We start from the raw sequence: 25,872 nt of genomic DNA, 5'->3' as shown, positions 1-25,872 counted from the left end.
AGTGTCTTGTAACCAGCACACTCAAGATAAGGTATTTTGGATAGTTTCTGGAAGTCGTACTTGGCCATCTGTCCCTGGCAATGTTGGCATTTTGGAGCAGGGTAATCGAGTTTAGCGATGACCTCCTTGTGGCTTCTGGTGTCCACAATCTCCAAAATAGTGATATTTGGGTCTTTGATTTCGAGTAGGTTTGTGATAAAATCCTCGCTTTTCGACTTTTAGGCTCAGGAAGAACTAGTCACTTCCCTGGCTAGTTCTTTATTCCATATGAGTCTTTCTAAATGTTAGTGGAACGTTTTTCATTGTGGGTCATATGGGACTTTTTTTCTACACTAAAAGAGGCTCCATAATCGCTACGGTGGAGTTATCCACTACAGTCTTATAGAGCCGAAAAAATAGCCGCACAAATGTACGACTAAACATATTTCAATTAAGGGTTGTAAAACTTCACAAACCTCTTCATTATATCATAAAAAAATTGAAAAAAACAGACTTGATTTTAATTAAATTAGGAGTACAATAGGGGTGTTGAAATTGTTTGTTAGAAAGGATTACAATTATGAGACGTTTTTTACCCAAAATATTACTATTTGTTGCCCTTAGTGGGTAGCTGCTCCACTTGTTCAAGCAAGTACTGTTTATGCAAATGAAAATGCGAATACTGATGTGGTTGATGTATCTTTGGTTGAAAATAATTATTCAACAGATTACTCATATGAAGGTGTGGAATTCTTCGACGATGGCACATTAATTTTAGGAGAAGAAGAATTTGAAATTTTAAGTGCGATTGAAAATTTACCAGATGAAGTAATCGCAGGTGGCTCTGAGAGTATAAATCAATATTTCCATGAGAAAGGGATTAATCGAATAAAAGTAAGTGAAAGAGTAAGACAAAAAAGAGGAGTTGTAGGATGTATTTCTGCCGTAGGGGTTGCATTGCTTGTGAATCTCACCCCAGCAAAAATTGCTAAGGCAAAAAGTGCATTAAAAGCATTAGGTGGAGCTGCTAATTTTGTGTATAAAGCTGTTGGGCTCTATAACAAATTTAAAGCAACTAGAGCAAAACTTGCTGCTGCTCAAGCTGCGGTTGCAGCAGCAGCTGCTAATGTTAGTGGGCGAGAAATACTATTAGAATTATTTTCATTAGGTAGCGTTTATTCAGAATGCTTTGAATAAAAAGGTATTACATGAAAAAAAGAATTATCAATAATCTCACTTTAATTTTAGTTATAACTTTTTTTATATTGAGTTATTTCATTAAAAATGATTCCAAAGAGTTTGTTTTAGTAATTATTTCTCTAGTCATAATATTTATAAATTTTTATAAAAAAAGACAGTAAGTTTTAGTTTTTATATTTAATAAACCGGCTCATTGTCAACTGTAGTGGGTTAATGAAAAGCTAGCATCTGGAGAGGACCGATTTGGTTCTCTCTTTTGGCTCTATAATCTCCGTAGTGGATCGACCCACTGCAGTCTTATAGAACCCTGATTATCTGCAATGCGCGAGAGCAACGGGTCTATCATACTGTGGTTCAAAGGCGCTTCCTAATCAAGCTTGGTCAAACTATAGTTCATTTAGGACGATGATGTTTATCGCAGACAGCTCCAACAGCTCAGTCGACAGGTGGAGAAGCAAGCCTAAAAAATAAGAAGGCGAGCTGTATGGAACAACGAGATAAACGGAATCAGGTATAACATAAAAACTAAAACACTATAACATAAAAAACCTGTGTGGCAGCTAACTCACTAAAGTCAAACTGTTACACAGGGTTTTCGTTGCTGATGATTTCCTAGTATGGAATCATACTTTAATTTTCTTGCGATTGATCACAAAATCTGAACTGATGACTTCGTCAATGTTGAGAATAGAAACAAACGCATCTGGGTCTATCTGAGCGATAATCTGCTTAGCTTCACGGACTTCTGTCGGATTCAAGGCAACATAGATAACTTTCTTACTTCTGCCAGAATAAGCGCCCTCGCCTTCCAGATAGGTTACACCACGCTCGAGGTTATCAAGGATTTGTTTGGCAATAGCTGGCGCAAAGTCGGAAACAATCAGCATGCCACGAACCTGATAGCCTCCGTTTTCGATGATTGTAATCACTTGGCTATAAACAAAACTAGCAATTAGTGTGTACATCATGTGTTGGATATTGATGTAAGTGAGTGACAGGAGGAGAATGACGATATCAACAAGCAACAAGGTTTTTCCGATTTGTGCATGCAACACCTTTTCAACGATACGAGCAATGATGTCTGTTCCGCCTGTCGTTCCACCGAAGCGAAAAACGAGGCCGCTACCGATACCAGCACATAAACCGGCAAGCAGTGAAGCAATGAGCAAATCATGATTGACATCAATAGTCAATGCAATCCTCTGAAAGAGCCAGATAAAAGCGGACATTGTCAGAGTACCGTAGATACTCAGCACCATACTTTTACGTCCTAGGATTTTTGCCCCGAGAATAAAGAGGGGAAAATTAATCAGTAATGTGGTATAGGAAGGATCTAATCCTGTTAGGTTATAAATAATCAAGGTGAGACCTGCGACTCCTCCTTCAGCCAGATGGTTGGCCATGTTAAATTGAACAAAGCCAAAGGCATAAATGGCTGTTCCTAGTGCAATCATGAAAAGGTCGCGCAGGCTAGTTTTGTTAAGTTGAAACATCTCTGTTCCTTTCTCAAAGTTAAATGTCTGTGGCTGTGTGCTGGTCGTCTGTTAGCTAGTATGCTAAGTGACTTGGCGATACTTACTGCGTTTGATGACAAATTCTGGGCTGACAACTTCTTCAACATTGGAGACGGACAAGAAAGCTTGTGGGTCAGTTGTTGTCACAATACGCTTGGCGTCACGTACCTCATTAGGGTTCAAAATAATGTAGAGCACCTGCTTGTCCTTGCCAGAGTACGCCCCTTTGCCTTGGAAATAGGTCACGCCTCGCCCGAGCACCTGCATGATTTGTTGGGAAATGGCGTCAGGCTGGTCTGTAATGACCATCATTTCACGGACAGAGTACCCACCACGCTCGACGACGTTGACCACTTGGCTATAGATAAAACTGGCAATCAGGGCATAAGTCATTTTTGGAATAGAGACGTAAGTCAGAGACAATAACATGACGATGACATCGATGCCAAGCAGGCTTTTTCCGAGTGGAATACCTAATTTGTCTTCCAAAGCTCTTGCGATAATATCTGAGCCACCCATGGTTCCACCGAAACGAAAGACCAATCCTCCTCCTAAACCTGCGGTGACACCTGCTAGAATAGCGATGATGGTGTTGTCTCCTTGCAGGTCAACGGCAATACCTGATAGTTGCCAAAGCCAAATAAAGAGGTAGAGCATGACGGTGCCATGGAGGGTATAGATGACGGCATTGCGACCGAAGAGTTTAGCCCCTAAGATAATCAATGGAAGGTTGATCAGATAGCCTGTGATAGTGGGATTGATGCCAAAGAGAGCATGCAAAATCAATGCGACCCCTGACATCCCGCTGTCAGCAATTTGATTGGGCATTTTGAAAATAACAAAGCCAAAGGCATAGATTGCACATCCTAGGGCAATCAGTAGGAAATTTTTAGGATGAAAAACGTATTTGTTTGACATGAGTTCTCCTTAATCCACATCCACGAAACGTCCGATAATTTGGACATTTTCAGCAACCGAGACAAAAGCATTTGGGTCAGCTTTTTTCATACGGTATTTGAATTCGTAGAACTCAGCGCGAGTGATGATGGTAATCAGTACTGCTTTTTTGCTGCCTTCGTAGGTGCCCTGAGCATCGTTGATAGAGGTCACCCCTCGATGAAGTTTCTGGTGAATCATTTTGATGACACGGTCAGGATGGCTGGTCACGATGGTCGCCTGCATTTTTTTCTGTTTGGTGTAGATGGCATCAGTGACACGGCTAGACACAAAGATGGTCACCATGGAGTAAAGGGCGTATTGCCAGCCGAACAAGAGACCTGCAAAGACCATGATGACACCATTTACAATCAGGGAAATACGTCCTACGTCGCGCCCAGTTTTACGTCGGATCGTTAGACTGATGATGTCCGTTCCACCACTTGAAATATTGGATTTGAGACCATAACCGATACCAGTTCCCATGACTAGACCACCAAAAATCGCATTGACTAGAGGATCAGTCGTCAAGGTAATCTGGGGCATAAACTGGATAAAAAGCGAGCTCATGGTCACTGTGATAAAGGTGAAAATAGTGAACTTTTGCCCGATGGTCCGCCAAGCCAAAACTAGGAGAGGTAGGTTAATGGCATAGAAAATCGCTGCCACAGGAATGTTTACTCCTAAGGTGCGTTGACTAAGCGCTGACAAAACTTGGGCTAGACCTGTCACGCCGCTGGCGTAGACATTGCCGGGTTCAAAGAAAAAGTTGACAGCGATACTAGATAGCAAACCATAGAGCAAAGACGCTGAAAATTTTTCAGTGTACTTTTCTCTGGAAATGCTACGGAGGGTCTGAAATAGACCGACCTTTTTCGCCAAACGCTTTATCGCAAAGCGACATTTTTTAGGAAGACTTGCTTGTTTAACCATTATTCTTAATCGTGAGGGCGAGCTCGTCCAGTTGCTTCTGGGCAACTGGGCTTGGGGCTTGGGTCATCGGGTCAGAGGCCTTGTTGTTTTTCGGGAAGGCGATGACCTCGCGGATGTTGTCCTTACCAGCTAGAAGCATGACCAAGCGGTCAAGACCGATAGCCAAGCCACCGTGCGGTGGGAAGCCATAGTCCATCGCCTCTAGCAAGAAGCCGAATTGCTCCTGTGCTTCTTCCTTGGAGAAGCCAAGCGTCGCAAACATTTGTTCTTGGAGGTCGCGGCGATTGATCCGCAAAGAACCGCCACCTAGCTCGTAGCCGTTGAGGACAATGTCATAGGCGACAGCCTTGATTTGACTGAGGTCGCCACCGTTCAAGAGATCTGCTGTTTCAGCTGTTGGTAGGGTAAACGGATGGTGCGCAGACATGTAGCGCCCTTCTTCCTCCGAATACTCAAAGAGTGGCCAGTCGATGACCCAAAGGAAGTTGAACTGGTCTGGGTTGATGAGACCGAGCTCCTTACCCAGACGGTTACGAAGAGCGCCGAGGGTGTTGTTGGCAACATCAAGACTGTCTGCAACAAAGAGCACCAAATCGTTCTCAACCAACTCCAGACGAGCTATCAAGTCACCCTCAATAGCTGGCAAGAATTTGGCAATCGGTCCATTGAGACTAGCTTCTGTGTGCTTGACCCAAGCCAGACCCTTGGCACCAAACTGCTTGGCAAATTCTGTCAGCTTGTCGATGTCCTTCCGCGAATAACGGTCGGCTGCCCCCTTGACCACGATAGCCTTGACTACTTCTGCTTCTGAAAAGACTTTGAAGTCGACGGTTTTGGCTAGCTCTGAGATATCCTGCAAGAGCATATCAAAACGGGTGTCGGGCTTGTCTGACCCGTAGCTGTTCATAGCGACATCATAGCTCATGCGTGGGAAAGGCAGGCTGACGTCGATACCTTTGGTCTCCTTCATGACACGAGCCAGCATCCCCTCAACGAGGTCTTGGATTTCTTGGTCAGACAGGAAAGAGGTCTCCAAGTCCACTTGGGTAAATTCCGGCTGGCGATCCCCACGCAGGTCTTCGTCACGGAAACACTTGACAATTTGATAGTAGCGGTCAAAGCCAGCATTCATCAAAAGCTGCTTGGTGATCTGTGGGCTCTGTGGCAAGGCGTAAAAATGACCCTCGTGCACACGGCTCGGCACCAGATAGTCGCGCGCTCCTTCTGGCGTTGACTTGGTCAACATCGGCGTTTCCACATCAATAAATTCCAGCTCATCCAGATAGTTGCGGATGGCGTGTGTGGTCTTGGCGCGGAGTTTGAAATTGTCCAGCATTTCTGGACGGCGCAGGTCAAGGTAGCGGTAGCGCAGGCGCGTATCGTCACTGACTTCAACACCGTCTTTGATTTCAAATGGTGTGGTCTTGGCTTCGTTCAGTACACGAAGACTGGCAACTGCCATCTCTACCTCGCCTGTTGGTAGGTTCGGATTCGCCTGCTCACGGGCTAAAATCTCGCCTGTCACTTCGATGACAAACTCACTGCGCAAGCCATTGGCGATAGCCACCACATCGCTAGACGCTGTCTCAGGGTTAACCACCAACTGCATGATGCCCTCGCGGTCGCGCAAATCAATGAAAATCAAGCTGCCTAAGTCACGGCGGCGAGCCACCCAGCCCATCAGGGTCAGCGTCTGTCCAATGTGTTCAGCACGAACACGGCCTGCATACATACTACGTGTCATATCATTCTCCAAAATCTTGTAATCTCTACTATTGTACCATAAAAGAGAGGGCTTGTGGTTGTTCTTTGCTGAAAAAACAGTGTCATTGCCAGCATCTTTTAGTCATTTTTCTGACACTTTGGCAGCAAAAAGAATTTAGCCATAGTCGGGGCTAAATTCTTTTTAGAATCTAATCAACAAGTGAAATGATGTGGGCTTGTCCTTTTTTGTCAATCAGTCGGACGGATTTGGTTTCTGGGTCGTAGGTGAAGGTATCCACACCGACACCATAGGTCATTGCCAGCTCGTAGAGCTTGTCCTCAAAAACCTCTCGGTCCATGCCAAAGGCAGTCGCTTGCTTGAGCATCTCACGGTCATAGTCGTCTAGGTTATCATCCTCTGTGCTAGTTGGTTCCGTTTCTGTCGGACTAGGTTGAGCTGGTGATTCTGTGTCAGGTGTCTCATCACTATCAGCAGGTTCGGATTCTGGGAATGATGTGTCTGTCGTCTCGTCTTCGGTTTCTTCATCAGGTTCTTTTCCGACAGGGTAATTCGGACGGTTTTCAGCATTGCCACGACCTTTCATGATGTCGCTATCGCGCCCCCATCCATCTTTTGAACCAGGGCGTTCATCAGGATTTTCTACATAATATTTGATAGTAGCAAAGAGATCCTCTAGGCTGTAACCCGCAGGTGCTTCAAACAAATCATCAAAGCGAGCAATAGCAATGTTGTGGTAATGGTTGTAGTGCGGAATGATGAGGTAACCGTTGGTAACCGCGACGGTGTAGGCAGAATTGTACGGCATCTTCTCAATCGGAATACGTTTGGCTGGCTCTGCTTTGTCAAAGATGTCTACAGCTCGTTCCCTTGGGCGACCGTCATTTGGCTGTGGCGTTGGACGGCTTGGTTCTGTTTCTGCTGGCTTACGACTGGCTAGTTCTTTCTCGGCTGCTCGGCGTTCAGTATAGGAGAGGTCCCACTTAGGAATCCAGTGGCTATGGTCCATGTGAGGAACGATGTAGGCATCTCCCTCTTCACGTTCAATGTCCTTGGCATCAAAGATATAACCATCTGAGGTGGTGTAACGTCCAGCAGCCTTAGCCTCAGCGATTTCTTCAGGACTGTAAATAATTTGTGAGTTTGGCTTGCCTTTGCGCTCAGCTACTGGCGTTGGTTTATGGTGCTCATCAGTTGTTGGTTGGCTTGGCGTTTCAGTAGAGTTATTATGTTCAGTGGAGTCTTGCTCTTCTGGTTCGTCACCGTCAGCAGTATTGCCCAAGTCAGGTAGGGCTTCTCCTTTTTCTTTGCTTGTTAGGACAGTCGCTTCTGATAATATTAGATTCTCCTCACCTACCATAGGTGTGATGACATAGCCAATACCTGGCATATAGGCAATGGTGCTTGCCTTGTCACCATAATATTGTCCTAGATAAGCTAATAGTTCGGCTCTCTGGTTAGCAGGTTTAGGCTGAGGTTGCTCGGTTGGCTGACTCGGAAGGGGGTCTGTTGTATCAGCTTCATCCGTTTCAGAAACCTTCTCCTCATCCGTGGTTGTTGTCTCTTCGTTTGGTATTGGTGAGGTCGTTCCATCAGCTGGCTTAGTCTTATCTTTCAAGGTATAGATAACAGGGTCGTTGATGTCAACAAGACTCAAGTCAACCCCACCATGGCCGTCAACAAAAACTAAATTGCCGAAGAGAGGTCGCACATGGCTACGTGGCACCTTGTATTGCTTAGCAATGTAACGGAGTTTTGCTTCTTGCGGATGCTTGTAGGTGACAAGGTCACTGTAGTCAACCTCGTCATAGGTCAATGGTAGGGTAATAGAAGCAAGCGGAAATTCCTTCTCCGTCCCATCTTGATAACTAGCTGTCACAATTGCATCATCACGGAAAACAGCAATGACGCCCTCCTGCAAACGAATTTTCCCCATTTTCAGTCGAATGAGCAAGTCACGGTAATCCTCAGTGTTGTCAAAATCACTAGCTATCAAGCGTGTCGGATACTTCTCCAGGTTAGCTGTGTGAGAATGGTTGCCGTGTGGGATAATGACCTGATTGCCACTCACTTTAAGCAAAGCTTTAGGGACTTGGTTTTCCAAGGAAATAAAGGTTAATTTAGCATCGACTTCTGTTGCTGAATAGGTGCTCGGTGGAGTTGCTTCAATTCCCTCACGATTGATGTAGTCTGCAGCAGCTTCAAGCTCATCGTCTTCTAATTCATGGTAGAAGATATAGTGCTCGTGGTCATCGTGTTTTGCTCGGAAACCTTCGTCATCATAGGCTATGATGCTCTCAGGACTAAAGGTGTAGCCATCGCTGGTTGTGTAAGGTAGACCATCTTTACCTTTAGGTGATTTAAGAATATTCAACTTACTTAAGTCAAAGTACCGACGCTCTGGTAATGCGGTATTGTCGTCTTCTGGTTGATTTGCTTCTGTTTCTTCTACATTATTTGGCTGATCTAGCTCATCAGTTTCTTCAGGCTCTACTGGACTTGAAGGAGTAGGCTGAGGCTCTGGTTGACTTGGTAACTCAGGTTGCAGAGGGGAGCTTGGATTTGTCAACTCATTCCCTTGTTCCAATAAACGAGAAATCTTAGCCTCAAGCTCTGACATCTGACTGTAAGGGATAAAGTGGAAGTGATCACCGTGAGGTACGACGACACCACGCTCGGTCCACTTGCTGATCGTTTTTGGATCAAACACCAGACCGTCTGCTTCGACATGACGTTCAGATAACGGTAGAGCGTAAAGCCTCTGTAGCAAGCTGTCTAAGTTATCTGTATTATCTGGTTGTCCTGCTTGATTTGGTGCAGGCTGGATAGGCTGATTTGACGGTGCAGGTTGAGTAGTGTGTAGTGGCTCATGAGGTTGTCGACTAGCTGTTGGAGCTGGTGTTTTTCCTGTAGAAACCTGTGGTTGTGCAGGGGTAATAGAGTTACCAGCAGGTGTCTTTTTACCGTTCCAATAGGCTTGCGCAGCGGCCAATTCTGCTGGAGACAAATCAGCTTTCGGGATATAGTGGAAGTGGTCACCATGCGGCACGAGGAAGCCATCACCTAAGTCATCAATCACATCTGTTGGGCTAAATACATAACCATCATCTGTAGTGTAAGGTTTGGTCGTTGTTGCGCTTTTCTTATCTGTTGTGGTAGGCGTTCCTTGTTTCCCTTGCTGACTTGGTCGAACAGTACCTGTGCTTTGTTGCTGGCGAATAATTTCTTCTTTAGTACGGACATTGGTGGCTTTTTTGGCATCCTTGAGGTAAAGATAGTAAGTGCCGTTGACCTTGATGATGTAACCATCTTTGACCTCGTTGACGATGTCTTCTTGTTTGAGGACATAGGAGCTATCTTTCATGATCAACTCTTCACTGATAATAGCATCAAAAGGCACCTTACCATTATAGAAATGGTAGTGATCACCATGTGACGTCACATAACCCTGGTCGGTAATTTTAACGACGATTTGTTCAGCGTTAATCCCTTCTTTAGCGCTGACCTCGTCAGGGCTCATGTTGGCTGTATCAGTGAGGACTTTTTTCTTGTTACCAGTTGATTGCTCTGACGAGCTGATGTAAGAGACACGGTTTTCCTCATTTTGGTCAAGGGCTTGATGATGCCCAACTTGGTAACTAATCACGGAGAGTAGGATTGCTGCAGCGGAGCTATAAACGTATTTTTTCTTCATGGATTCTTATTCCTTTCTAGTTTCAAGGTCTTCTGCGAGAATGGTGAGATTGGCTCTGAGGTTCTCCAGATAACTGAGGTTGTTTTGTGGGTCAGCTTCCAGAGGCTCTAAGATTTTGAGGGTCACCTTGCTTGATGTCGCCAGGGCTTTTGCCATCTTGTCTGAAGCCCCTCGTTCGACAAAAATGGTAGTGACATGGTAGGTATCGATGAATTCTTTGATTTCTGCCAGTTGTCGGGGGCTTGGTTCTTGGGCAGTGACGCTAGCGATGCCCAGCTGCTCTAAACCAAAGCGGTTTGCTAGGTAGGCAAAAGCAGTGTGCTGAGTGACAAAGGTTTTTGCCTTAGTTTTGGCGAAACGTTGTTCAAACAGGTTTGCCAACTCTTCAGCTTCTTTTGCCAGTTTGTCAGCATTTTTCCGGTAGGTGGCTGCATGGTCTGGGTCAATGTTGGTCAACTGCTCTGCTATTAACCTAACCTCCTCAGCCACTAAAATGGGGTCAACCCAAGTGTGTGGGTCGTAGAGTGTCGCCTCATCAATCCCTTCGGTGACAGGAATATCCTCTAGACCTGGGACGCGCTTTAGGCTCATGCCTTTGGAGGCCTCCAAAACGATAACATCTGACTGCTCCAGGTTTGGATCTAGTCGTCCAGCCCAGCTCTCCAAGGTGTGGGAGTGGTAGATAAAGACGTCAGCATCGTAAATGGCGCGGACGTCGGCAACCGAAGGTTCGAATTCGTGGATGCCTTGCCCTGACTGAATCATACGGACATCGTTGAGGTCTCCAGACACTTCCTTTGTCATGGCATAGATGGGGTAGAAGCTAGTGACAATCCTTAACCCGTGACTTTCTTTAGGTGGTTTATGCTGACAAGCTCCCAAGATTAGGAGGGTTAGTAAGAGGGATAGTAGGGTGCGACAGGATTTTTTCATTTAAAACTCCTTAACTAATTAATTAAATAAAATTATATCACTGGTTAAGTAGTTTGTCAATGTTTTTTATGCCGCTACAGGAGTGAGATTGATTTGGAACACAAACTGGCTGTGCTCCAATAGGTTCGGGGTTAGGGAACAGATTGGACAAGTCCATGATTGTTCTGGCGTGGTTACCGATACTTTACATTGAAAAACACAAGCTAAAAAGACCTTGTCAGTCATTGCTGACTTAATTGACGAGAAGTCGCGGGTCACGACTCCGCTGAGTTCCATTGGCGAGACTGGCAAAGCTGTTGCTCTTATTGTCAAAAAACTAGAATTGTTAACAGCACTATCTCGACAGAAATTCTGTAATAGCAGGAGGTGAGGTTTCCAAGTGATTCTGCGCTTGTTATATCTTATAAAAGAATAGTCGCTGGTAGGTGCTGTTTTCTCTCCTATTGCTTTATTATCCTAAGTCCAATTTCATCTTCTGAAGGAACTGATGTCGAAAGAGGAACCGAAGGTGTTTGACATTAAATAATGCCATAAAAATACTTAAAAAGCCCGCTCTATTGAGCGGGTTTACTTTAGTGTTCAGGCGTTTTGAGTTGGTCATAAAAAATGGCATCAGCTGTTGTGATATAAGGCAAAACATAGATAAGAGCCAATCCGAGAGTAATCCCTGTCAAGATATACCAACCGATAAAGGAGAGATGGAGAATAAAGAGGTCAAATTTTTTGCCAACCATCAGCTCCTTACTTTCTTTAAACATATCAAAGGGATCAAGATCTTTTCCGTCTTCCATATGGTCAAGCAAAATCAGTTCAGCTTGGCTGTAGGTATAGGCCTTAATGATTAACATGACAACCCCGATGAGCCAGCAAATAAAAGAGAGGGCAACATAAAACGAGTTCATATGTCCTGAATTTAGCCCCATATAGGCTAATAAAATGATTGCTGGACCGATGCAAAGAACGATCCAAGGCAACAACAGCAAGAGCCGAACGACATAGAGCAAGAGGTAGTGGAGGAAGATTCGTCCTGAGAAGGTTCTCAGGCTGTCTTTATAGCTCACCTCGTCACGTTTTTGTCTCACCACTTCAACCATGGTGTAGGTTGTTGCTAAGCCCATTAAACTGATAATAAAGCTGATTAACTGTGGGAAAAGAGAGGAGCCTCTATAGGCTGTTTGTGCTAGGGCATAACCACTGTAAACAGTCGCTGTTTCTCTGAGCTGGATAAACATAAAAAACAGGCTCAGGGCAATAGGCAGCCAAAAAAGCTGGTATTTGGTAGGGAGATGTTTAAGTGTTTCACGGGCTTTTTCGCGAATATCATACGATGACATAGTGTCCTCCTTTATTATGTTCTTCCTATTATAGCATAATTTATGGTAAAATAGAGAAGCCAGCTCAGCTGGCACACTAAGGCCCAGAACTGTTTTTTCTGGCAGCACAAAGAAAGGAATTGAACCCGTCCGGAAAACTTGGAAAAAAGATAAACTGCTAAGACATCAGGTGTCTCATCAGCTTCCTGTTTTTCTATCGTTTTCTGGTCGAACTTGGTATCTTAGTTATGACAGATTACCCAATCAAATACCGTCTGATTAAGACGGAAAAACACACCGGTGCCCGCCTCGGAGAAATTATCACGCCGCACGGTACCTTTCCGACCCCTATGTTTATGCCAGTTGGCACCCAAGCCACGGTTAAAACCCAGTCGCCTGAAGAGCTCAAGGAAATGGGCTCAGGCATTATCCTCTCAAACACCTACCATCTTTGGCTCCGTCCGGGTGATGAGCTGATTGCACGGGCTGGGGGGCTTCACAAGTTCATGAACTGGGATCAGGCGATTTTGACCGATAGTGGGGGCTTCCAAGTCTATTCCCTCGCAGACAGCCGTAACATCACCGAAGAGGGTGTGACCTTCAAAAACCACCTCAACGGCTCAAAAATGTTCCTGTCACCTGAAAAAGCCATCTCTATTCAGAACAATCTCGGTTCTGACATCATGATGAGCTTTGACGAGTGTCCGCAGTTTTACCAGCCTTATGATTATGTCAAAAAATCCATTGAACGCACCAGTCGCTGGGCGGAGCGCGGGCTTAAAGCTCACCGTCGTCCCCATGACCAAGGGCTCTTTGGTATTGTCCAAGGAGCGGGCTTCGAGGACCTGCGTCGCCAATCAGCTGCAGACCTTGTCAGCATGGACTTCCCAGGCTACTCTATTGGAGGTCTAGCAGTCGGTGAAACCCACGAGGAGATGAATGCGGTGCTGGACTTTACTGTGCCGCTCCTGCCTGATAACAAGCCGCGTTACCTCATGGGGGTCGGTGCGCCTGACAGCCTGATTGATGGGGTCATTCGTGGGGTGGATATGTTTGACTGTGTTTTGCCGACACGGATTGCCCGAAACGGTACCTGTATGACTTCACAAGGTCGTCTGGTGGTCAAAAACGCCCAATTCGCTGAGGATTTTACACCGCTTGACCACGATTGTGATTGCTACACGTGTCAGCATTACACTCGTTCCTATATCCGCCACCTGCTCAAGGCAGACGAGACCTTCGGCATTCGCCTGACCAGTTACCACAATCTTTATTTCTTGGTCAACTTGATGAAAAAGGTCCGTCAGGCCATCATGGACGACAACCTGCTCGAATTCCGTCAGGACTTCATGGAGCGCTATGGCTACGGCACAAATGGACGGAATTTCTAGATTTTCAGGAAATGGCAGAGCTTGATAAACAAACGACGGTCAAGCTAAAATAGGCTAAAAGAAAAATCAGATAGGCAAAATGCCTTACCAACAGGAAAGAAGACAACTGAAGGAGCTTGCCATGATAGACTACCGTAAACTCACTCTAGCCGACGAAGCAGCCTACAGAAGTTTTGAAGCTGCCATGCTTGAGGATAAGAAAAAGAACCCTTTCGTTGAGTGGTGGCAAGTAGAAGATTTTGTACGATTTGTGAGCATGAGTGACCAGTCAGAGACCAAGCAGGAGGGTCAGGCTTGGTCGCCTTATACCCGTTACTTTGCCTTTGTAGGGGAGGAGATTGTCGGTTTTGTCATCTGTTTCTGGGAACTGGACCACCCAGACTGTCTTAAACTTGGGCATGTGGGCTATATGGTGGCACCTGCTTATCGCCGTCAAGGAATAGCCAGTCAGCTGCTGGCCGTTGCTCTTGAGCGCTACCAACAACGCCAAGTCTCTTCGATTCTGATTGTGACCCATGAGGACAACTGGCCTTGCCGTCACCTGGTGGAAAAACAGGGCGGTGACTTGCTAGGACTTGAGGAACTCCACCACCTAGGCGACACCTTTTGTGCGGCACGCTATCGATTAAAAACAGAGAGGAACTTATGATGTCATCAGATTTTTTTAAGAGCATCGCAGAGCAGCTCAGCGATGGCAAGCGGCATACGGTGCGTATCTATGGTCACGGGGCTTCAGGCAAATCAACCTTAGCAGCTGCGCTATTGACCTACCTCAACCCAGAGCAGGTCAACCTCATCGAAACGGATGCCTATATCATTGACGGTCAGCTCCGACAGCTGGTTCGGCCTGCGAATGCACCACATCAGAAAGTGACCGCTTCTATGCCTGTCTCTCACGAATTAGCCAGCCTGACGCGAGATATTCAAGCCCTACAAAAAGGGATGGATGTCCTGACCATCGACTGTTCTCCTTGGGCACTGCAGCAGGTCTTGACGGGGAGCAAACCGATTCTTATCGTAGAGGGCATGTCTTCTGCCTTTTTGGACCAGTCCCTCTTTGATCTGTCTATCGCCTGCTATACCGATCCCGGGACGGAGTTGGCTAGACGTTTGGCGCGGGATGTGGCTCATCGTGGTCGAGTTCCTGAATTTGTTTTGCAAACGCATCAGGCGCGTCGTCAGCAGTACGAGACCTACTACCAGCACCTGCTTGAAGAGGCAGATATTCTTGTTGACCAGTCGGAGGATGGATTTGTGGTAAAGCACGTGACACAGCCGTCTTAAAACAATGTCTCCTAACTGCTCTAATTGCTTGGCTTCGTCTGTGTAAAGTGTTAGCATTGTTCAGTTTATCTGTTATGGTCGTGCTGATTTGAGAGGCAAAGATTAGTCACCCGTCGTGGTGTTACAATTGCGCCTCCACCTTGCTCAAACGATTAGTTGAAGGGGCTGTTTGAGCAGTCAAAGAATCACCATTGGCAGGGCTATTCAGCTGGTAAGAGGCTGGAAAGACTATCTTAAAACGACTAAATGACTTAGAGTATCGTCATCAATAAACGTTACTCTAAGTCATTTTATAGTGTAATAGTTAACTGCTAGACTCTTAATGTGATGCTTTCTTTGCTTGTTGCAAGGTTGATTCATCACGTTGGGCAGGTTTTAGGAGATAGCTCCCGAATGCCGTAATTGTCAGCAGATAAAACACAAACATAAATGGCAGATTCTGGCGGACACTCTCAATCAACTGAACATGGACAAAGATAAGACCAACAGCTGCTGCAATTAACCGATTGAACCAGAGCATCAATTGAGAGGGAAGCCCCTTGGAAGGACTTGACATGTTCTGCACGCCCCAGAACATCAGGCTATAGGCACCCATTGCCAGCAGGAGCATTAGCGCGAGACGACCGGACAAACTCCCCCAACTGATACCTGGACTCAGCTGGGCATGTGACAAGGATAGAGGCAAGCTTGCCAAAGCCAGTGCAACTTGCCCTAGTACTGCGCTGCTAGCGTCAAGCCATTTAGGCTTGCCTGCCAAAAATAGAGCTGCCAAAAGCCAAACATAAGCAAATATGCCAGTTGTTAAAGCAAAAATCTGTGTCAAGTCAGCAACACCTGCTCCCAAGGCATAACAAACTAAGAGTAGTAGTGGGATAAGAGCAGTGATTATGAGCCAAACCAGCCCTGAAAGGTAACGTGACATAATAATCCTCCAAAAGATAAGATAAGCCTATTATAGCGTAATTGACAGCAGAATAATAGGGTTTTCCTTTTTCTTGAATGATTACAAAAAAGCCGAAAGAGTTTTTATGATATAATAAAGAAAAGACCAAAGGAGTTCATCATGAAACTACAGACACTGGGTTGCTGGGGCGGTTACCCCTATCAAGACCAAGGAACAACCAGCTTTCTCTTAACAGGCGAGGACGGCTTCACCCTTCTTATCGACTGCGGTAGCCGTGCCCTCAACGAGCTGGAGAAAGTCATGTCTCCCCTTGACCTTGATGCGGTTATCATCAGTCACTACCATCCAGACCATGTGGCGGATCTTGGAGTCTTGCGCCATTATCGCCAGCTTTACCCTAAAGACCAGTGGACACCTCGTGTCCTGCCTATCTATGGTCACACCGAGGACGCCCATGAGTTTGCTAAACTCACCATTCCTGATGTTAGCGAAGGGATTGTTTATGGTCCTAATCAAGCCTTCACGATTGGTTCGTTCACCATTAAGGTGATGAAAACCGTTCACCCTGTTCTGTGTTATGCGATGAAAATAGCAGAGCAGGCAACAGGGCAGGTCCTGGTCTTTACAGGAGATACGGGTTACTTTGATGGCTTGGCAGATTTTGCTAATGGTGCAGACCTCTTTTTAGCCGATGTCTATTTTTATGAAGGCAAAGAGAACCATCCTGCCCATCTGACTAGTAAAGAAGCAGGTCTCATTGCCAAAGAAGCAAACGTGAAAAAACTTGTTCTGACTCATCTGCCTCAGTTTCCAGAGCCGCATATTTCACCAGATAACCATCTGGAAACCCTCAGGCAACAAGCCCAGCACTGGGCAGAGGGGATTCCTGTCGAACTTGCCCAGCCTCATAAGGTTTGGGATTTGGGAGATCTGACATGATTGATTTCAGTCCAGAGGAAAAAGCCTATTTTATGGGGCAGGCGCTATTAGAAGCAGAAAAGTCTCTCGCCAAGGCAGAAATTCCCATCGGTTGTGTCATCGTCAAGGATGGTCAGGTTATCGGTCGAGGACACAATGCGCGCGAGGAACTCAACCAAGCCATCATGCATGCGGAAATCATGGCCATCAATGAGGCCAATCAGGCGGTCGGGAACTGGCGATTGCTGGACTGTACACTCTTTGTGACCATTGAGCCTTGCGTCATGTGTAGCGGAGCTATTGGGCTTGCCCGTATCCCGCAGGTTATCTATGGGGCGAAAAATCCTAAGTTTGGTGCCGCAGGTAGCCTCTATGAGATTTTGACGGACGAACGGCTCAATCATCGAGTGACGGTTGAGCACGGAGTTTGTGAGCAGGAGTGTGCAACCATCATGCAGGAGTTCTTTCGTCAAGGACGAGAACGAAAGAAGAGTGAAAAAAGCTTGTCAAATACTCAGAATATGCTATAATAGAATCGGAGCAAGGTTCTTGCGTGAAGTGGGTCAGGGGAGGAATTCAGCAGCCCTAAGCGAGGTAGAGCCTGTGCTCTTTTTTTGTTGTTTTTAGCCCAAAAGAAACGAGCAGGTTTTTGGACCTGCCCGTTTCAAGGAGAGTTATGAAAAAGAAAAAATTTTAGGAGTGACTATAGTATAGACGAGTTAGCTTAATTCTAGCTTAACGAAAAAATCTTAGTGAGTGGCTACCGAGGTGGCAACTATTATAGCAAGAGTAAGTCCTCAGGCTCTTCAAATGGGTTAGCCTTATTGATACGGTCGTAGAAGAAGATGCCGTTGAGGTGGTCAATTTCATGTTGGACAACGATGCTGTTAAACCCTCTGAGTTTTAGACGTTGGTTTTGCCCATTTTTATCAATGTAATCGATGGTTACTCGAGCATGTCGTGGGACATAACCTTCAATGGGACGATCAACAGATAAGCACCCTTCACCGTCTGATAAAGCGGCATTTTGGACAGAATGAGCAACAATTTTAGGATTAAACATGATAACGTTCAGCGCATAGGCTTCTTTAGGCGGGTTGCCGTCAGCATCTTCTGGATTTGGCACGAGAGCTGCGATGATACGTTTAGAGATGTCTAATTGCGGAGCTGCTAGACCAACTCCAGCTCGCAAGCCCATTTTCTCACTGATAACCGGGTCTTGAGAGTTTTTAAGAAATTGCAACATCTTCTCCCCCAAAATAATGTCCTCATCACTTAATGGGAGACTAACTGGTTCGGCTGTTGCCCTCAAGGTAGGGTTGCCTTCGCGGATAATATCAGTCATGTCAATCAAGTGGCTGGCGCGAATAATGTTTTCTTGTGGTGTCATTGCGATACTTCCTGTCTAATCATTTCTATTACTATACCATAAAAGACTAACAAAGGAAAGTTTGAAGAGGGGGTTAAAAAACAGCAAATGTTAACTTTTTGATTGTTTTTTTATATTTTTTAAAGAAATAACTTGATTAAAGCTTGTTTTCTTGCTAAAATTAGGCTCTAATCAATAAAGAAAGAGAACGAAAATGACAAGAAACTCTTCAAGAAATTCAACTGCCTTGCTTTATGGTCTCGATGATCGACCGACCTGGCCTGAGACAATTTTATTGGCCTTGCAGCATATTTTGGCTGCTTTTGCAGGTATCGTTGCTGTGCCTTTGGTGATTGGTAGCGCCTTGAACTTTTCTGCTCAAGAGACTGCCTTGATGGTGAGTGCTACCGTTTTTGCGTCGGGGTTGACAACGATTCTTCAATCCAAAGGGCTTGGACCTCTAGGTTCTCGAGTGGCTAATATGATGGGGACTGACTTTACCTTTGTTAACCCATCAATTGCTGTTGGTGCTAAATTTGGTGTGGCGGGTATTGTGGCAGCAACCATCACAGGAGCTCTTGCGGAGGTTGTTCTTAGCCGTTTTATTAAGCCGTTGATGAGATTTTTCCCGCCCCTGATTATTGGTATCGTGGTTTCGTTAATCGGTGTGACCTTGTTACCTGTCAGCATTGATTGGGCTGCGGGAGGCTTTGGATCTGCGGACTATGGCTCGGTTAAGAATTTGGCGGTTGCCTTTGTGGTCATGGTGTTTACTCTGCTCCTTAGCCATTTTGGCAAGGGCATGTGGAAAACAGCAGCGGTTTTTGTCGGCATGGTTTTCGGTTACCTCATCTCGATTCCTTTGGGAATGGTTGGCTTATCAGCTGTTTCAGCCGCGTCTTGGTTGGCAATACCCAATCCCTTGCGCTATGGGTTTACCTTTGACTTGGCTTCCACCCTATCATTTGTGCCAGCTTATATCGTGTCAAGTATCGGTACAGTCGGTGTCGTGATGGCGATTGGTGAAGCCTCACAGACCAAAGTGAGCAGTGAGCAAATCTCATCTGGAGTTTTGGCAGATGGCATTGGGTCAATGATTTCAGGGGTGTTTGGAGCAGGACCAAACACAGCCTTTTCTCAGAATGTCGGCTTGATCACCTTGACCAAGGTTGCCAGTCGCCACGTCATGATTGTTGCGGGAGCTATTTTGGCTGTTCTTGGACTATTTCCAAAACTATCAGCTTTGATTTCAGTCATGCCAAGTCCTGTGCTTGGTGGGGTAGGGGTCATCATGTTTGGTTTAGTGGCTGCTCAGGGCTTGAAAACGTTGGGACAAGTTGAGTTAGGTGACCGAGAACTCTTGATTATCTCAGTGGCGTTTGCTTTAGGTATCGGTGTAACGGTACGTCCCAATATCTTGGATAATCTGCCAGAAGCCTTTCGCATGATTTTCTCTTCAGGGATTTCAACAGGTACTTTGGTGGCTCTCGTGCTTAATATTATCCTACCTAAGAAGCATTAAAAAAAACAGCCTAAGGCTGGTTGAGGGGGCAAGTCTTGCGTGAGGCTTGCCCTTTTTTCCTACCCTCAAAAGGCTGTCCATGATAAACTGTCCATATCAAGCACTGCTCTACCTTGTTTAAACTGATGAGGCTCAGCTACACCGCTTGCTCGCATATCAAAGTCCGCTTCCCCAATCACCCAATGCCCGCTGTTATCAGGTGATAACTGGTAGAGGGTAGCAGTTCCTTGCCCGCTTGCCGAATGCCAAGAGACGGATTCTACAGTGCCGTCTTGGTAGATGACAAAACCCTCTCGACCACCGCCTGCGCTTGCCACATAAGTCCGCGCGAGATAGGTCGGTACCCCATTTTGCAGGTAGTAGAGGGCGGCTGGTGAGATCTGTCCATTAAAGAAATGGCTCGTCAGCAACTCAGCTGTTCCATTACTATCAATATCAACAAAAGCATAGTGTGTTGCCCGCCCCGCTGTCGTATCCGTCGCCACCAGATGGAGGGTGGTGGCATAGAGCTCTTCATTGCTCGGTGCTGGTGGTTGGCTTTCAGCTTGGGGCTTTGGCGTTGCCATAGCAGAGCTGGATGCCGCTATCGTTTGGCTTGATGTTTCGGTCTGGGAGCTTGAACTGGTGGTGGTTGAGGTGGAGTTAGAACTATTAGCCTGCTTTGATGAGCTGACTGACGTTGGAACACTTGGTTTGGTTTTTTGTGTTGACTGACAAGCCGTGAGTACAAGAAGTGAGCTGGTCAGTACTGTCAGGATGATTTTCTTCATTGTCATTCTCCTTTGGTTAAGCGGGTGATGATGTCAGCGTGGTCAGGGTAACTGGCCAACAGCTTCACTCGGTCAAAGAGTTCAAAATCCTCATACTCAAAACCAGGAGCCACCATGCAGGAGACCAGCGCAAAGGCACCCTCGTCTTCTACTGTAGAACCAAAGATAGTGCCTTTTGGGACACAATACTGTAAGCGGCAATTATCTAGCACCTTGTCGCTTAATTTGACTGCCTCGTAGGTTCCGTCTGGGTGTATCATATGAATCGTTAGAGGTGCGCCAGCATGAAAATACCAGATTTCATCTGCCGTTAGGCGATGAAAACGCGACGGACTTTCCGCCGTTAACAGGAAATAAATACTGGTGTAAAGCGCCCGATCTGTCCTGGCAGATTCTTTTGATTTGTAGATCTGCCGATAATAGCCGCCTTCAATATGAGGAACAAGTTCCAGGGCTTCAACCCAGTCATCAATCGTTGTCATAGCTTCTCCTTGTCTGGTGTCTTTTAGTTTATTTTACCATAATTTATTAGTTTTTTAAGGTCAATTCAGTTATTTTGCTCTGCCATTTGACAAAAGTGAAAAAGGTTGATAAAATGAAGAAGTCCAAGGACGAAACTAACTCTTTCTTGGTTCTGGGACTGCCAAGCCCAGCACTCGGATAGAGGAGAAAAAAGGAGAAAAACAATGGCAATCTCAAAAGAGAAAAAAAATGAAATCATCGCTCAATATGCGCGCCACGAAGGCGACACTGGTTCAGTTGAAGTACAAGTTGCTGTTTTGACTTGGGAAATCAACCACTTGAACAACCACATCAAAGAGCACAAACATGACTACGCTACATACCGTGGGTTGTTGAAAAAAATCGGTCACCGTCGTAACCTTTTGGCTTACTTGCGTCGTACAGACGTTAACCGTTACCGCGAATTGATTCAATCACTTGGTCTTCGTCGTTAAGATGAATTGGACAGAACCTGCCTTTGGGCAGGTTTGCACTTTACAAAATACTTTACCGGTTAACAAAGTTGCGATAAACTAGAAATACGTCAAAAAAAAGGAGGAAACACTATGGCAGAACGTCTTGATTTGGCCAGCTGCTATCGCAAGCTAAAAAGTCCAAATATCAAAACCCGCAAACGTGCGTTGAAAGTCATCAAAGAGCATAAACGACAAGGCAAAAAATAAGCAGGTAGATGTCGCCTGATAAACTTTTTTGGTCAGTCGGCTTACAGTGATTGACCGCAATTTTTGTCCTTAACCCCCCTAAAAACGATAAAAATCCGGCAATAGTTGCTGGATTTTTACATTAGTGTATTTCGGGGAATAGGTTTGCCAGTATTTTAGCTGTTAGAGGCTGACCAGGTCCTTCGTGGCAGTAGGTGTGCATATACATGGAAGGATTGAAGTTGAGTTCGATACAGGTGCAATTTGGTATTTCTTTACTGGCTGTTTTGCTAAGGTCAGGGATAATCAAGTCAACCCTGCAGACCCAGGCTCCAATCGCCGTTGCCATGTCAGCAGCCAACTGTTTAAAACTCTCGTGCATTTGTTCGGTAACATCAATAGAGTCACCACCGGTTGAGATGTTAGAATTTCCTCGTAAGTTAGCTTTGATGCCTTCAGGGAGGATGGTATCCGGAGTATAGCCCTGTTGTTGGAGGGTCAGGCACTCAATATCTCCTAGGGTGATGAGTTCTAGAGGTGAGCGGTGGTCCCTGCCTCTTAGAGGATTTTGATTTTTAAGGTCAATAAGCTGTGCAATCGTGTGAGTGCCATCTCCGACGACATTGGCGGCGACTCGGAGAAGCACTGCTTCGCACTTGCCATCAAGGACAAAGAAGCGGTACTCGATACCTGGGATAAAAGTTTCCACAAGGACATCACTATCCTCTGCAAATGCAATATCGAGTGCCTTGTCATAGTCGTCTAGGCTGGCTGGGTCCTGAAAAATACTAATGCCCAGACCAAAATTAGTTGATTTTGGTTTGACGACGATGGCTTGCTCTGCGATTTGCCCATAGTAGCGACGAGCAGCTGACTTACTAGAAAATTCTTGACCAGCAGGAACAGGGAAGCCAGCATCTGCAAGGATTTTTTTGGTGACCGTTTTATTGGCCATGGCTAGTGGGACGATATAGTTATCTTTAGAAGTCATGTTGCCATTTTTGACGTATTCGACATGGTCATTATGCCAAAGTTTTAAAAACTGGTCATTTTCGTCTAAAATTTCAACATGAAGTCCTTGTTGAATGGCATCAAATAACAGCAACTGGGTAGATAGCTCCATCGACTCATAGCCTTTGAGGGCATAAGGGGCGGACCAGAAGTAAGCCCTATAAGTTTGTCCCTGTTGCTGTCCGAAATCTTGTAAAGAGAGGCCGTCAAGGTGAGACACTAGCTGTCCTGATAGGGTCAGGCGAGGGCTGTTGATTGCTTCTTGAGCTTGCTGAATCAGTTGGTGGTAATAATCATCCAGTTGGAAATGCGTGACCACCTCGGTCATTGCCCGTAGAATGCTGTGATAGTCAGCCTCAGCCGGCAAAGGTTCCAGAGGGTGTGCCAGTGCGATGCGATTATTCAAGTCATTAGCAGCAGCGATGTCTTTATCGACTGAAGTAGACTGGTCTAACCAGAGGAGGGCTAGGATGAAAAGATGTACCGTATCCAGTGTCTGTTGACTGATGCCTAGAGGGTCAAAAGGATTGAGGTCAAAGCAGCGAAATTCTAGGTAAGTAATCCCTTTAGTGAGGTAATCACGGTTGTGCTTGCTCCCACGCAATCGAACAGGGGCATAGAATTCTTTTTCGGCAGAGAGTTGTCCAGATGCAACATAAGCCTCCAACTGTGTCACATAAGTCGTTAAATCAGCAAAAGAGACCTGAATGTCCTCGTGATTGACATAGCCGAGTGAGCTATTTCTCAGAGAACGGACAGGACTGTTTAGCGTGTCCTTGAGAAATCCTCGCTCAGCCACGGGACTAGCGCCGTAAAGATAAGTTAGAAACCAACGGTAGCGCAGGAAGTTTTGGGCTAATTTGAGGTAGAGGTCGTTGCGAAAAGCAATTTGATTGTCATAACCGCTAAGGGCAAAGAGCTGCGCTGTCAAGTCCGTCCCCAGTTCAACATTATAGTGTATGCCACTCATGGATTGCAGTAGTTTGCCATAGCGTTTGCCTAGACCGACCCGGTACTGGTACTCCGTTTGGTCCTCTAGTGCAGCAATCTGAACGTCAGCTTCACTGATATGCGGTGGCATGGAAAGAGGCCAGAGGTATTGGTCTCGTTCGATAGAGCGTCCTGCAACATCAGTGATGGCACCTAAGAAGCGTCGCGTTTCTGCTGTCGTTTGCGCGACGGGTGTAATCAATTCGAGCTGAGCTTCGCCATAGTCGGTCTGGATGTAGGGATGGAACTGTCTGGACCCTAATAGGCTAGGGTGCGGTGTTTGGGCGACACGGCTTGTATCCGTAATACGGAGACTTTCGCGTTCTAGGCCAAATGTTGCCTGTAAAACAGGCGCTGTTTCTGGTAATTGTTGGAGTAGTTGATCCATGGTCATAGGTGTGCTTTCCTTCGTTTTCAAATGTGGTAGGTTCTTATTTTATTGTAAACACTTTAGGGAGGAAACTCAACTTTTTGCTATGAAAAATCGTCTTGCAGGTCGCTAACGGCTGTTTGTGACCACTCAAGGGGCAAATTTGACCACTGAGCAGAAAATCAGTCACAAAGCTCTGCGATTTTGCTAAAATAAGAGCAGATAAGACGTCTATCAAAAAATGGAGGGATACGCATGAAATGGTCGTTTGAAGTCAGTGATGGCCAGGCAGAGTTGGAGGTTATCCTCCGAAAAGCGAGGCTTGACCAAGAAGTACAAGATGTGATGACCTACCTAGAGGGCTTTGGTCAGTCGGTCACAGAGCTTTTGCCCATCAAGACCGCTGAACGTGTTCAGTTGGTCTCAGTGGCAGATATGATCGCGGTTGAAGTGGATGGGGGAGAGTTGCAGGTGCTGACGACAAAAGGGAGTTATCGGACGGTGGAGCGCTTAATTCATTTTCAAGAGCGGGTGAATCACCCTGATTTGCTCCAGATTTCCCGCTACGGGCTCATCAATATTAAGCAGTTGCAGTATTTGGAGCATTCGTTTTCAGGGAACATGACTGCTGTGTTGACTGGCAAGACAAAAGTAACGGTCAGTCGTCGCTATTTGAAATATCTTGAGAAAAAATTAGGATTATAAGGAGAAAAGATCATGAAAAAATATCTTGATTGTTGGATGTACGGTGTTGGTGTCGGCATGTTCTGGTACATGTTTAGCCTATGGTTTTGGGAGATTCCAAGTCAGTCTTGGCAACAGGTTCTCGTCACGGTGATTGGCTCAGGACTGATGGGACTGTCGGCTCTCATCTATGATGATAACCATAATAGTAGACCGACCTTAATCAAAACACTTGTCCATTTTATGGTAATTTTTGCTTTGGCTCTGGGGATGATGAGTCTTAATGGTTGGATTGATGTCTCAAATCTGACGATGTTGTTGTCGTTTTTCTTAGAGTTTGTTGTGATTTACCTCGTCATTTGGGGAATTATTTACACGATTGAGAAGCAAAAAGTCCAGCGGATTAATAATCATTTGCGACAAGGACGGTAAACTAGATAAAAGATAAAAAACCTCTTGACATTTTTTTCACAAGTAGTAAAATAAAAGAGGTTAGCCGATTTAGCTCAGTTGGTAGAGCAACGCACTCGTAACGCGTAGGTCGTAGGTTCGAGCCCTATAATCGGCATTGTTTAGAGATCTAGCAGAGGGTTGGACAGATCCATGATTGCAAGGTAGTCAGGGGTCTGTTCCAGCTTTTTTATTTTCTTTTGAAAAAGATTTGGTATTTTCGGATCTTTGTCAACTGTAGTGGGTTGACCCACTTAACACCGAGAGAGGACAGTTCTTGTCTTCTCTCGTTTTATGTTTATGGCAATGAAAATGCGAGTTTTGTCTTTNAGGATTAACGCTTGAAATCGTCTCCTCAATCAGCCCAAAGAGCTGGTCAGCTTGCTTTTCTTGAAAATGAAACAGGAGCAGTTGATAAAGCTCGTAATGATCTTTCAGTTCTTGCGAATAGCCGAGCAGTTTAGTGACAACCTCCTGATTAGTCAAGTGCCTGCGAAAAACTGGACGATAAAAGCGTTTATCGCTGAGTTTACGACTGGCTTGTTGGAGTAAACTAGTCCAGTGGACTAGTTTAGCCCGAGCTTGAAAACGAGAGAGCGAGGGTTCCAGTAGCGCTTGAGGGCTCTGTACTCGTGAGATTTTCTGTCAAACTGGTTCATTATCTGAACACGTATCCTGTTCATTGCCCGGCTCATGTGCTGGACAATGTGGAAACGATCGAGAACGATTTTCGCATTTGGAAATAGTTTCTTAGCGATGTCGTAATAAGGGCTAAACATGTCCATAGTGATGACCTTAACACGGTTCCTGACGTCTCTCGG

At 45.6% G+C, this 25,872-nt stretch carries 23 protein-coding genes, 1 tRNA gene, 1 other RNA gene and 2 pseudogenes; 13 read left to right on the top strand and 14 right to left on the bottom strand.

Translation table 11 applies throughout. From position 1 onward, the window contains the following. Positions 1-197: pseudogene (locus ACERC7_RS08055) on the bottom strand (ISL3 family transposase); the annotation flags it as partial. Positions 198-666: 469 nt separating this feature from the next. Here ACERC7_RS08055 and ACERC7_RS08050 point away from each other — a divergent pair. Continuing rightward, the gene (locus ACERC7_RS08050; protein WP_373666649.1) at positions 667-1,176 is read left to right on the top strand and encodes a hypothetical protein; all 510 of its coding nucleotides are present in this window, start codon (positions 667-669) and stop codon (positions 1,174-1,176) included. 626 nt (positions 1,177-1,802) lie between these two features. Here the strand turns inward: ACERC7_RS08050 and ACERC7_RS08045 are convergent. From ACERC7_RS08045 to ACERC7_RS08015, 7 genes are all read right to left on the bottom strand, one after another. Continuing rightward, positions 1,803-2,672: a YitT family protein gene (locus ACERC7_RS08045; protein WP_373666648.1), complete on the bottom strand. Its 870-nt coding sequence runs from the start codon at positions 2,670-2,672 to the stop codon at positions 1,803-1,805. 63 nt (positions 2,673-2,735) lie between these two features. Continuing rightward, a complete protein-coding gene (locus ACERC7_RS08040) occupies positions 2,736-3,611 on the bottom strand; it encodes a YitT family protein (RefSeq protein ID WP_373659256.1) in 876 nt (291 codons plus the stop codon). Positions 3,612-3,620: 9 nt separating this feature from the next. Then, a complete protein-coding gene (locus tag ACERC7_RS08035) occupies positions 3,621-4,562 on the bottom strand; it encodes a YitT family protein (protein WP_373666647.1) in 942 nt (313 codons plus the stop codon). After that, entirely contained in the window at positions 4,555-6,306 is a 1,752-nt protein-coding gene (gene aspS, locus ACERC7_RS08030) for an aspartate--tRNA ligase (protein WP_373666646.1), read from the bottom strand. The genes ACERC7_RS08035 and aspS overlap by 8 nt, the downstream gene beginning before the upstream one ends. 169 nt (positions 6,307-6,475) lie before the next feature. Further along, complete coding sequence (locus ACERC7_RS08025) at positions 6,476-9,979, bottom strand: pneumococcal-type histidine triad protein (protein ID WP_373666645.1); 3,504 nt, start codon at positions 9,977-9,979, stop codon at positions 6,476-6,478. Positions 9,980-9,985: 6 nt separating this feature from the next. Beyond that, on the bottom strand, positions 9,986-10,912 hold the full coding sequence (locus ACERC7_RS08020) for a metal ABC transporter solute-binding protein, Zn/Mn family (RefSeq protein WP_373659252.1): 927 nt from the start codon (positions 10,910-10,912) through the stop codon (positions 9,986-9,988). A 572-nt stretch (positions 10,913-11,484) separates the two neighbouring features. Then, positions 11,485-12,246, bottom strand: a complete 762-nt coding sequence (locus ACERC7_RS08015) for a DUF975 family protein (protein ID WP_373659251.1) — start codon at positions 12,244-12,246, stop codon at positions 11,485-11,487. A 227-nt stretch (positions 12,247-12,473) separates the two neighbouring features. On the opposite strand from ACERC7_RS08015, the gene tgt reads away from it, so the two are divergent. The 3 genes from tgt (at position 12,474) to ACERC7_RS08000 (ending at position 14,900) form a co-directional block, all read left to right on the top strand. Beyond that, on the top strand, positions 12,474-13,616 hold the full coding sequence (gene tgt, locus ACERC7_RS08010; RefSeq protein WP_373659250.1) for a tRNA guanosine(34) transglycosylase Tgt: 1,143 nt from the start codon (positions 12,474-12,476) through the stop codon (positions 13,614-13,616). Positions 13,617-13,737: 121 nt separating this feature from the next. Further along, entirely contained in the window at positions 13,738-14,265 is a 528-nt protein-coding gene (locus tag ACERC7_RS08005; RefSeq protein ID WP_373659249.1) for a GNAT family N-acetyltransferase, read from the top strand. Beyond that, positions 14,262-14,900, top strand: a complete 639-nt coding sequence (locus tag ACERC7_RS08000; RefSeq protein ID WP_373666644.1) for a uridine kinase — start codon at positions 14,262-14,264, stop codon at positions 14,898-14,900. The genes ACERC7_RS08005 and ACERC7_RS08000 overlap by 4 nt, the downstream gene beginning before the upstream one ends. 319 nt (positions 14,901-15,219) lie before the next feature. Here the strand turns inward: ACERC7_RS08000 and ACERC7_RS07995 are convergent, their stop codons facing one another. After that, complete coding sequence (locus ACERC7_RS07995; protein WP_373666643.1) at positions 15,220-15,822, bottom strand: hypothetical protein; 603 nt, start codon at positions 15,820-15,822, stop codon at positions 15,220-15,222. A gap of 141 nt (positions 15,823-15,963) precedes the next feature. On the opposite strand from ACERC7_RS07995, the gene ACERC7_RS07990 reads away from it, so the two are divergent. The 3 genes from ACERC7_RS07990 to ffs all read left to right on the top strand — a co-directional run bounded on the left by ACERC7_RS07990 (position 15,964) and on the right by ffs (position 17,345). After that, positions 15,964-16,743: an MBL fold metallo-hydrolase gene (locus ACERC7_RS07990; protein WP_373666642.1), complete on the top strand. Its 780-nt coding sequence runs from the start codon at positions 15,964-15,966 to the stop codon at positions 16,741-16,743. Beyond that, positions 16,740-17,252, top strand: coding sequence for a tRNA adenosine(34) deaminase TadA (tadA, locus tag ACERC7_RS07985; RefSeq protein ID WP_373659245.1), 513 nt, complete (start codon positions 16,740-16,742; stop codon positions 17,250-17,252). Before ACERC7_RS07990 ends, tadA begins: the two co-directional genes overlap by 4 nt. After that, positions 17,250-17,345: signal recognition particle sRNA small type (gene ffs, locus ACERC7_RS07980), an RNA gene on the top strand. Before tadA ends, ffs begins: the two co-directional genes overlap by 3 nt. Positions 17,346-17,500: 155 nt before the next feature. Here the strand turns inward: ffs and def are convergent. Continuing rightward, a complete protein-coding gene (gene def, locus ACERC7_RS07975; protein ID WP_373666641.1) occupies positions 17,501-18,112 on the bottom strand; it encodes a peptide deformylase in 612 nt (203 codons plus the stop codon). A gap of 193 nt (positions 18,113-18,305) precedes the next feature. On the opposite strand from def, the gene ACERC7_RS07970 reads away from it, so the two are divergent. Next, complete coding sequence (locus ACERC7_RS07970) at positions 18,306-19,613, top strand: uracil-xanthine permease family protein (protein WP_373666640.1); 1,308 nt, start codon at positions 18,306-18,308, stop codon at positions 19,611-19,613. 65 nt (positions 19,614-19,678) lie between these two features. Here ACERC7_RS07970 and ACERC7_RS07965 read toward each other — a convergent pair whose 3' ends face one another. Both ACERC7_RS07965 and ACERC7_RS07960 read right to left on the bottom strand, forming a co-directional pair. Beyond that, on the bottom strand, positions 19,679-20,383 hold the full coding sequence (locus ACERC7_RS07965; RefSeq protein WP_373659242.1) for a hypothetical protein: 705 nt from the start codon (positions 20,381-20,383) through the stop codon (positions 19,679-19,681). 2 nt (positions 20,384-20,385) lie between these two features. Beyond that, positions 20,386-20,865 carry a cupin domain-containing protein gene (locus ACERC7_RS07960; protein ID WP_373666639.1) on the bottom strand — a complete coding sequence of 160 codons (480 nt, stop codon included), beginning with the start codon at positions 20,863-20,865 and terminating at the stop codon, positions 20,386-20,388. Between the two features lie 204 nt (positions 20,866-21,069). Between ACERC7_RS07960 and rpsO the strand changes: the two genes are divergently transcribed. Further along, complete coding sequence (gene rpsO / locus ACERC7_RS07955; protein WP_018367802.1) at positions 21,070-21,339, top strand: 30S ribosomal protein S15; 270 nt, start codon at positions 21,070-21,072, stop codon at positions 21,337-21,339. Between the two features lie 111 nt (positions 21,340-21,450). Then, positions 21,451-21,567, top strand: a complete 117-nt coding sequence (locus tag ACERC7_RS07950) for a putative metal homeostasis protein (protein WP_018367803.1) — start codon at positions 21,451-21,453, stop codon at positions 21,565-21,567. A gap of 121 nt (positions 21,568-21,688) precedes the next feature. Here ACERC7_RS07950 and gshAB read toward each other — a convergent pair whose 3' ends face one another. Then, the gene (gene gshAB, locus ACERC7_RS07945; protein ID WP_373666638.1) at positions 21,689-23,941 is read right to left on the bottom strand and encodes a bifunctional glutamate--cysteine ligase GshA/glutathione synthetase GshB; all 2,253 of its coding nucleotides are present in this window, start codon (positions 23,939-23,941) and stop codon (positions 21,689-21,691) included. Positions 23,942-24,172: 231 nt separating this feature from the next. Here gshAB and ACERC7_RS07940 point away from each other — a divergent pair, with 231 nt between their 5' ends. The 3 genes from ACERC7_RS07940 to ACERC7_RS07930 all read left to right on the top strand — a co-directional run bounded on the left by ACERC7_RS07940 (position 24,173) and on the right by ACERC7_RS07930 (position 25,169). Then, the gene (locus ACERC7_RS07940) at positions 24,173-24,622 is read left to right on the top strand and encodes a LytTR family DNA-binding domain-containing protein (RefSeq protein ID WP_373659239.1); all 450 of its coding nucleotides are present in this window, start codon (positions 24,173-24,175) and stop codon (positions 24,620-24,622) included. A gap of 12 nt (positions 24,623-24,634) precedes the next feature. Continuing rightward, positions 24,635-25,033, top strand: coding sequence for a DUF3021 domain-containing protein (locus ACERC7_RS07935; RefSeq protein WP_373666637.1), 399 nt, complete (start codon positions 24,635-24,637; stop codon positions 25,031-25,033). A 63-nt stretch (positions 25,034-25,096) separates the two neighbouring features. Beyond that, a tRNA-Thr gene (locus ACERC7_RS07930) sits at positions 25,097-25,169 on the top strand. A 203-nt stretch (positions 25,170-25,372) separates the two neighbouring features. Here the strand turns inward: ACERC7_RS07930 and ACERC7_RS07925 are convergent. After that, positions 25,373-25,872 (bottom strand): annotated as a pseudogene (locus tag ACERC7_RS07925) (transposase); the annotation flags it as partial.

Source organism: Streptococcus sp. E17BB (assembly GCF_041807725.1).
GTDB classification, from domain to species: domain Bacteria; phylum Bacillota; class Bacilli; order Lactobacillales; family Streptococcaceae; genus Streptococcus; species Streptococcus entericus.
This window is presented reverse-complemented; position numbering and strand designations above follow the sequence as displayed.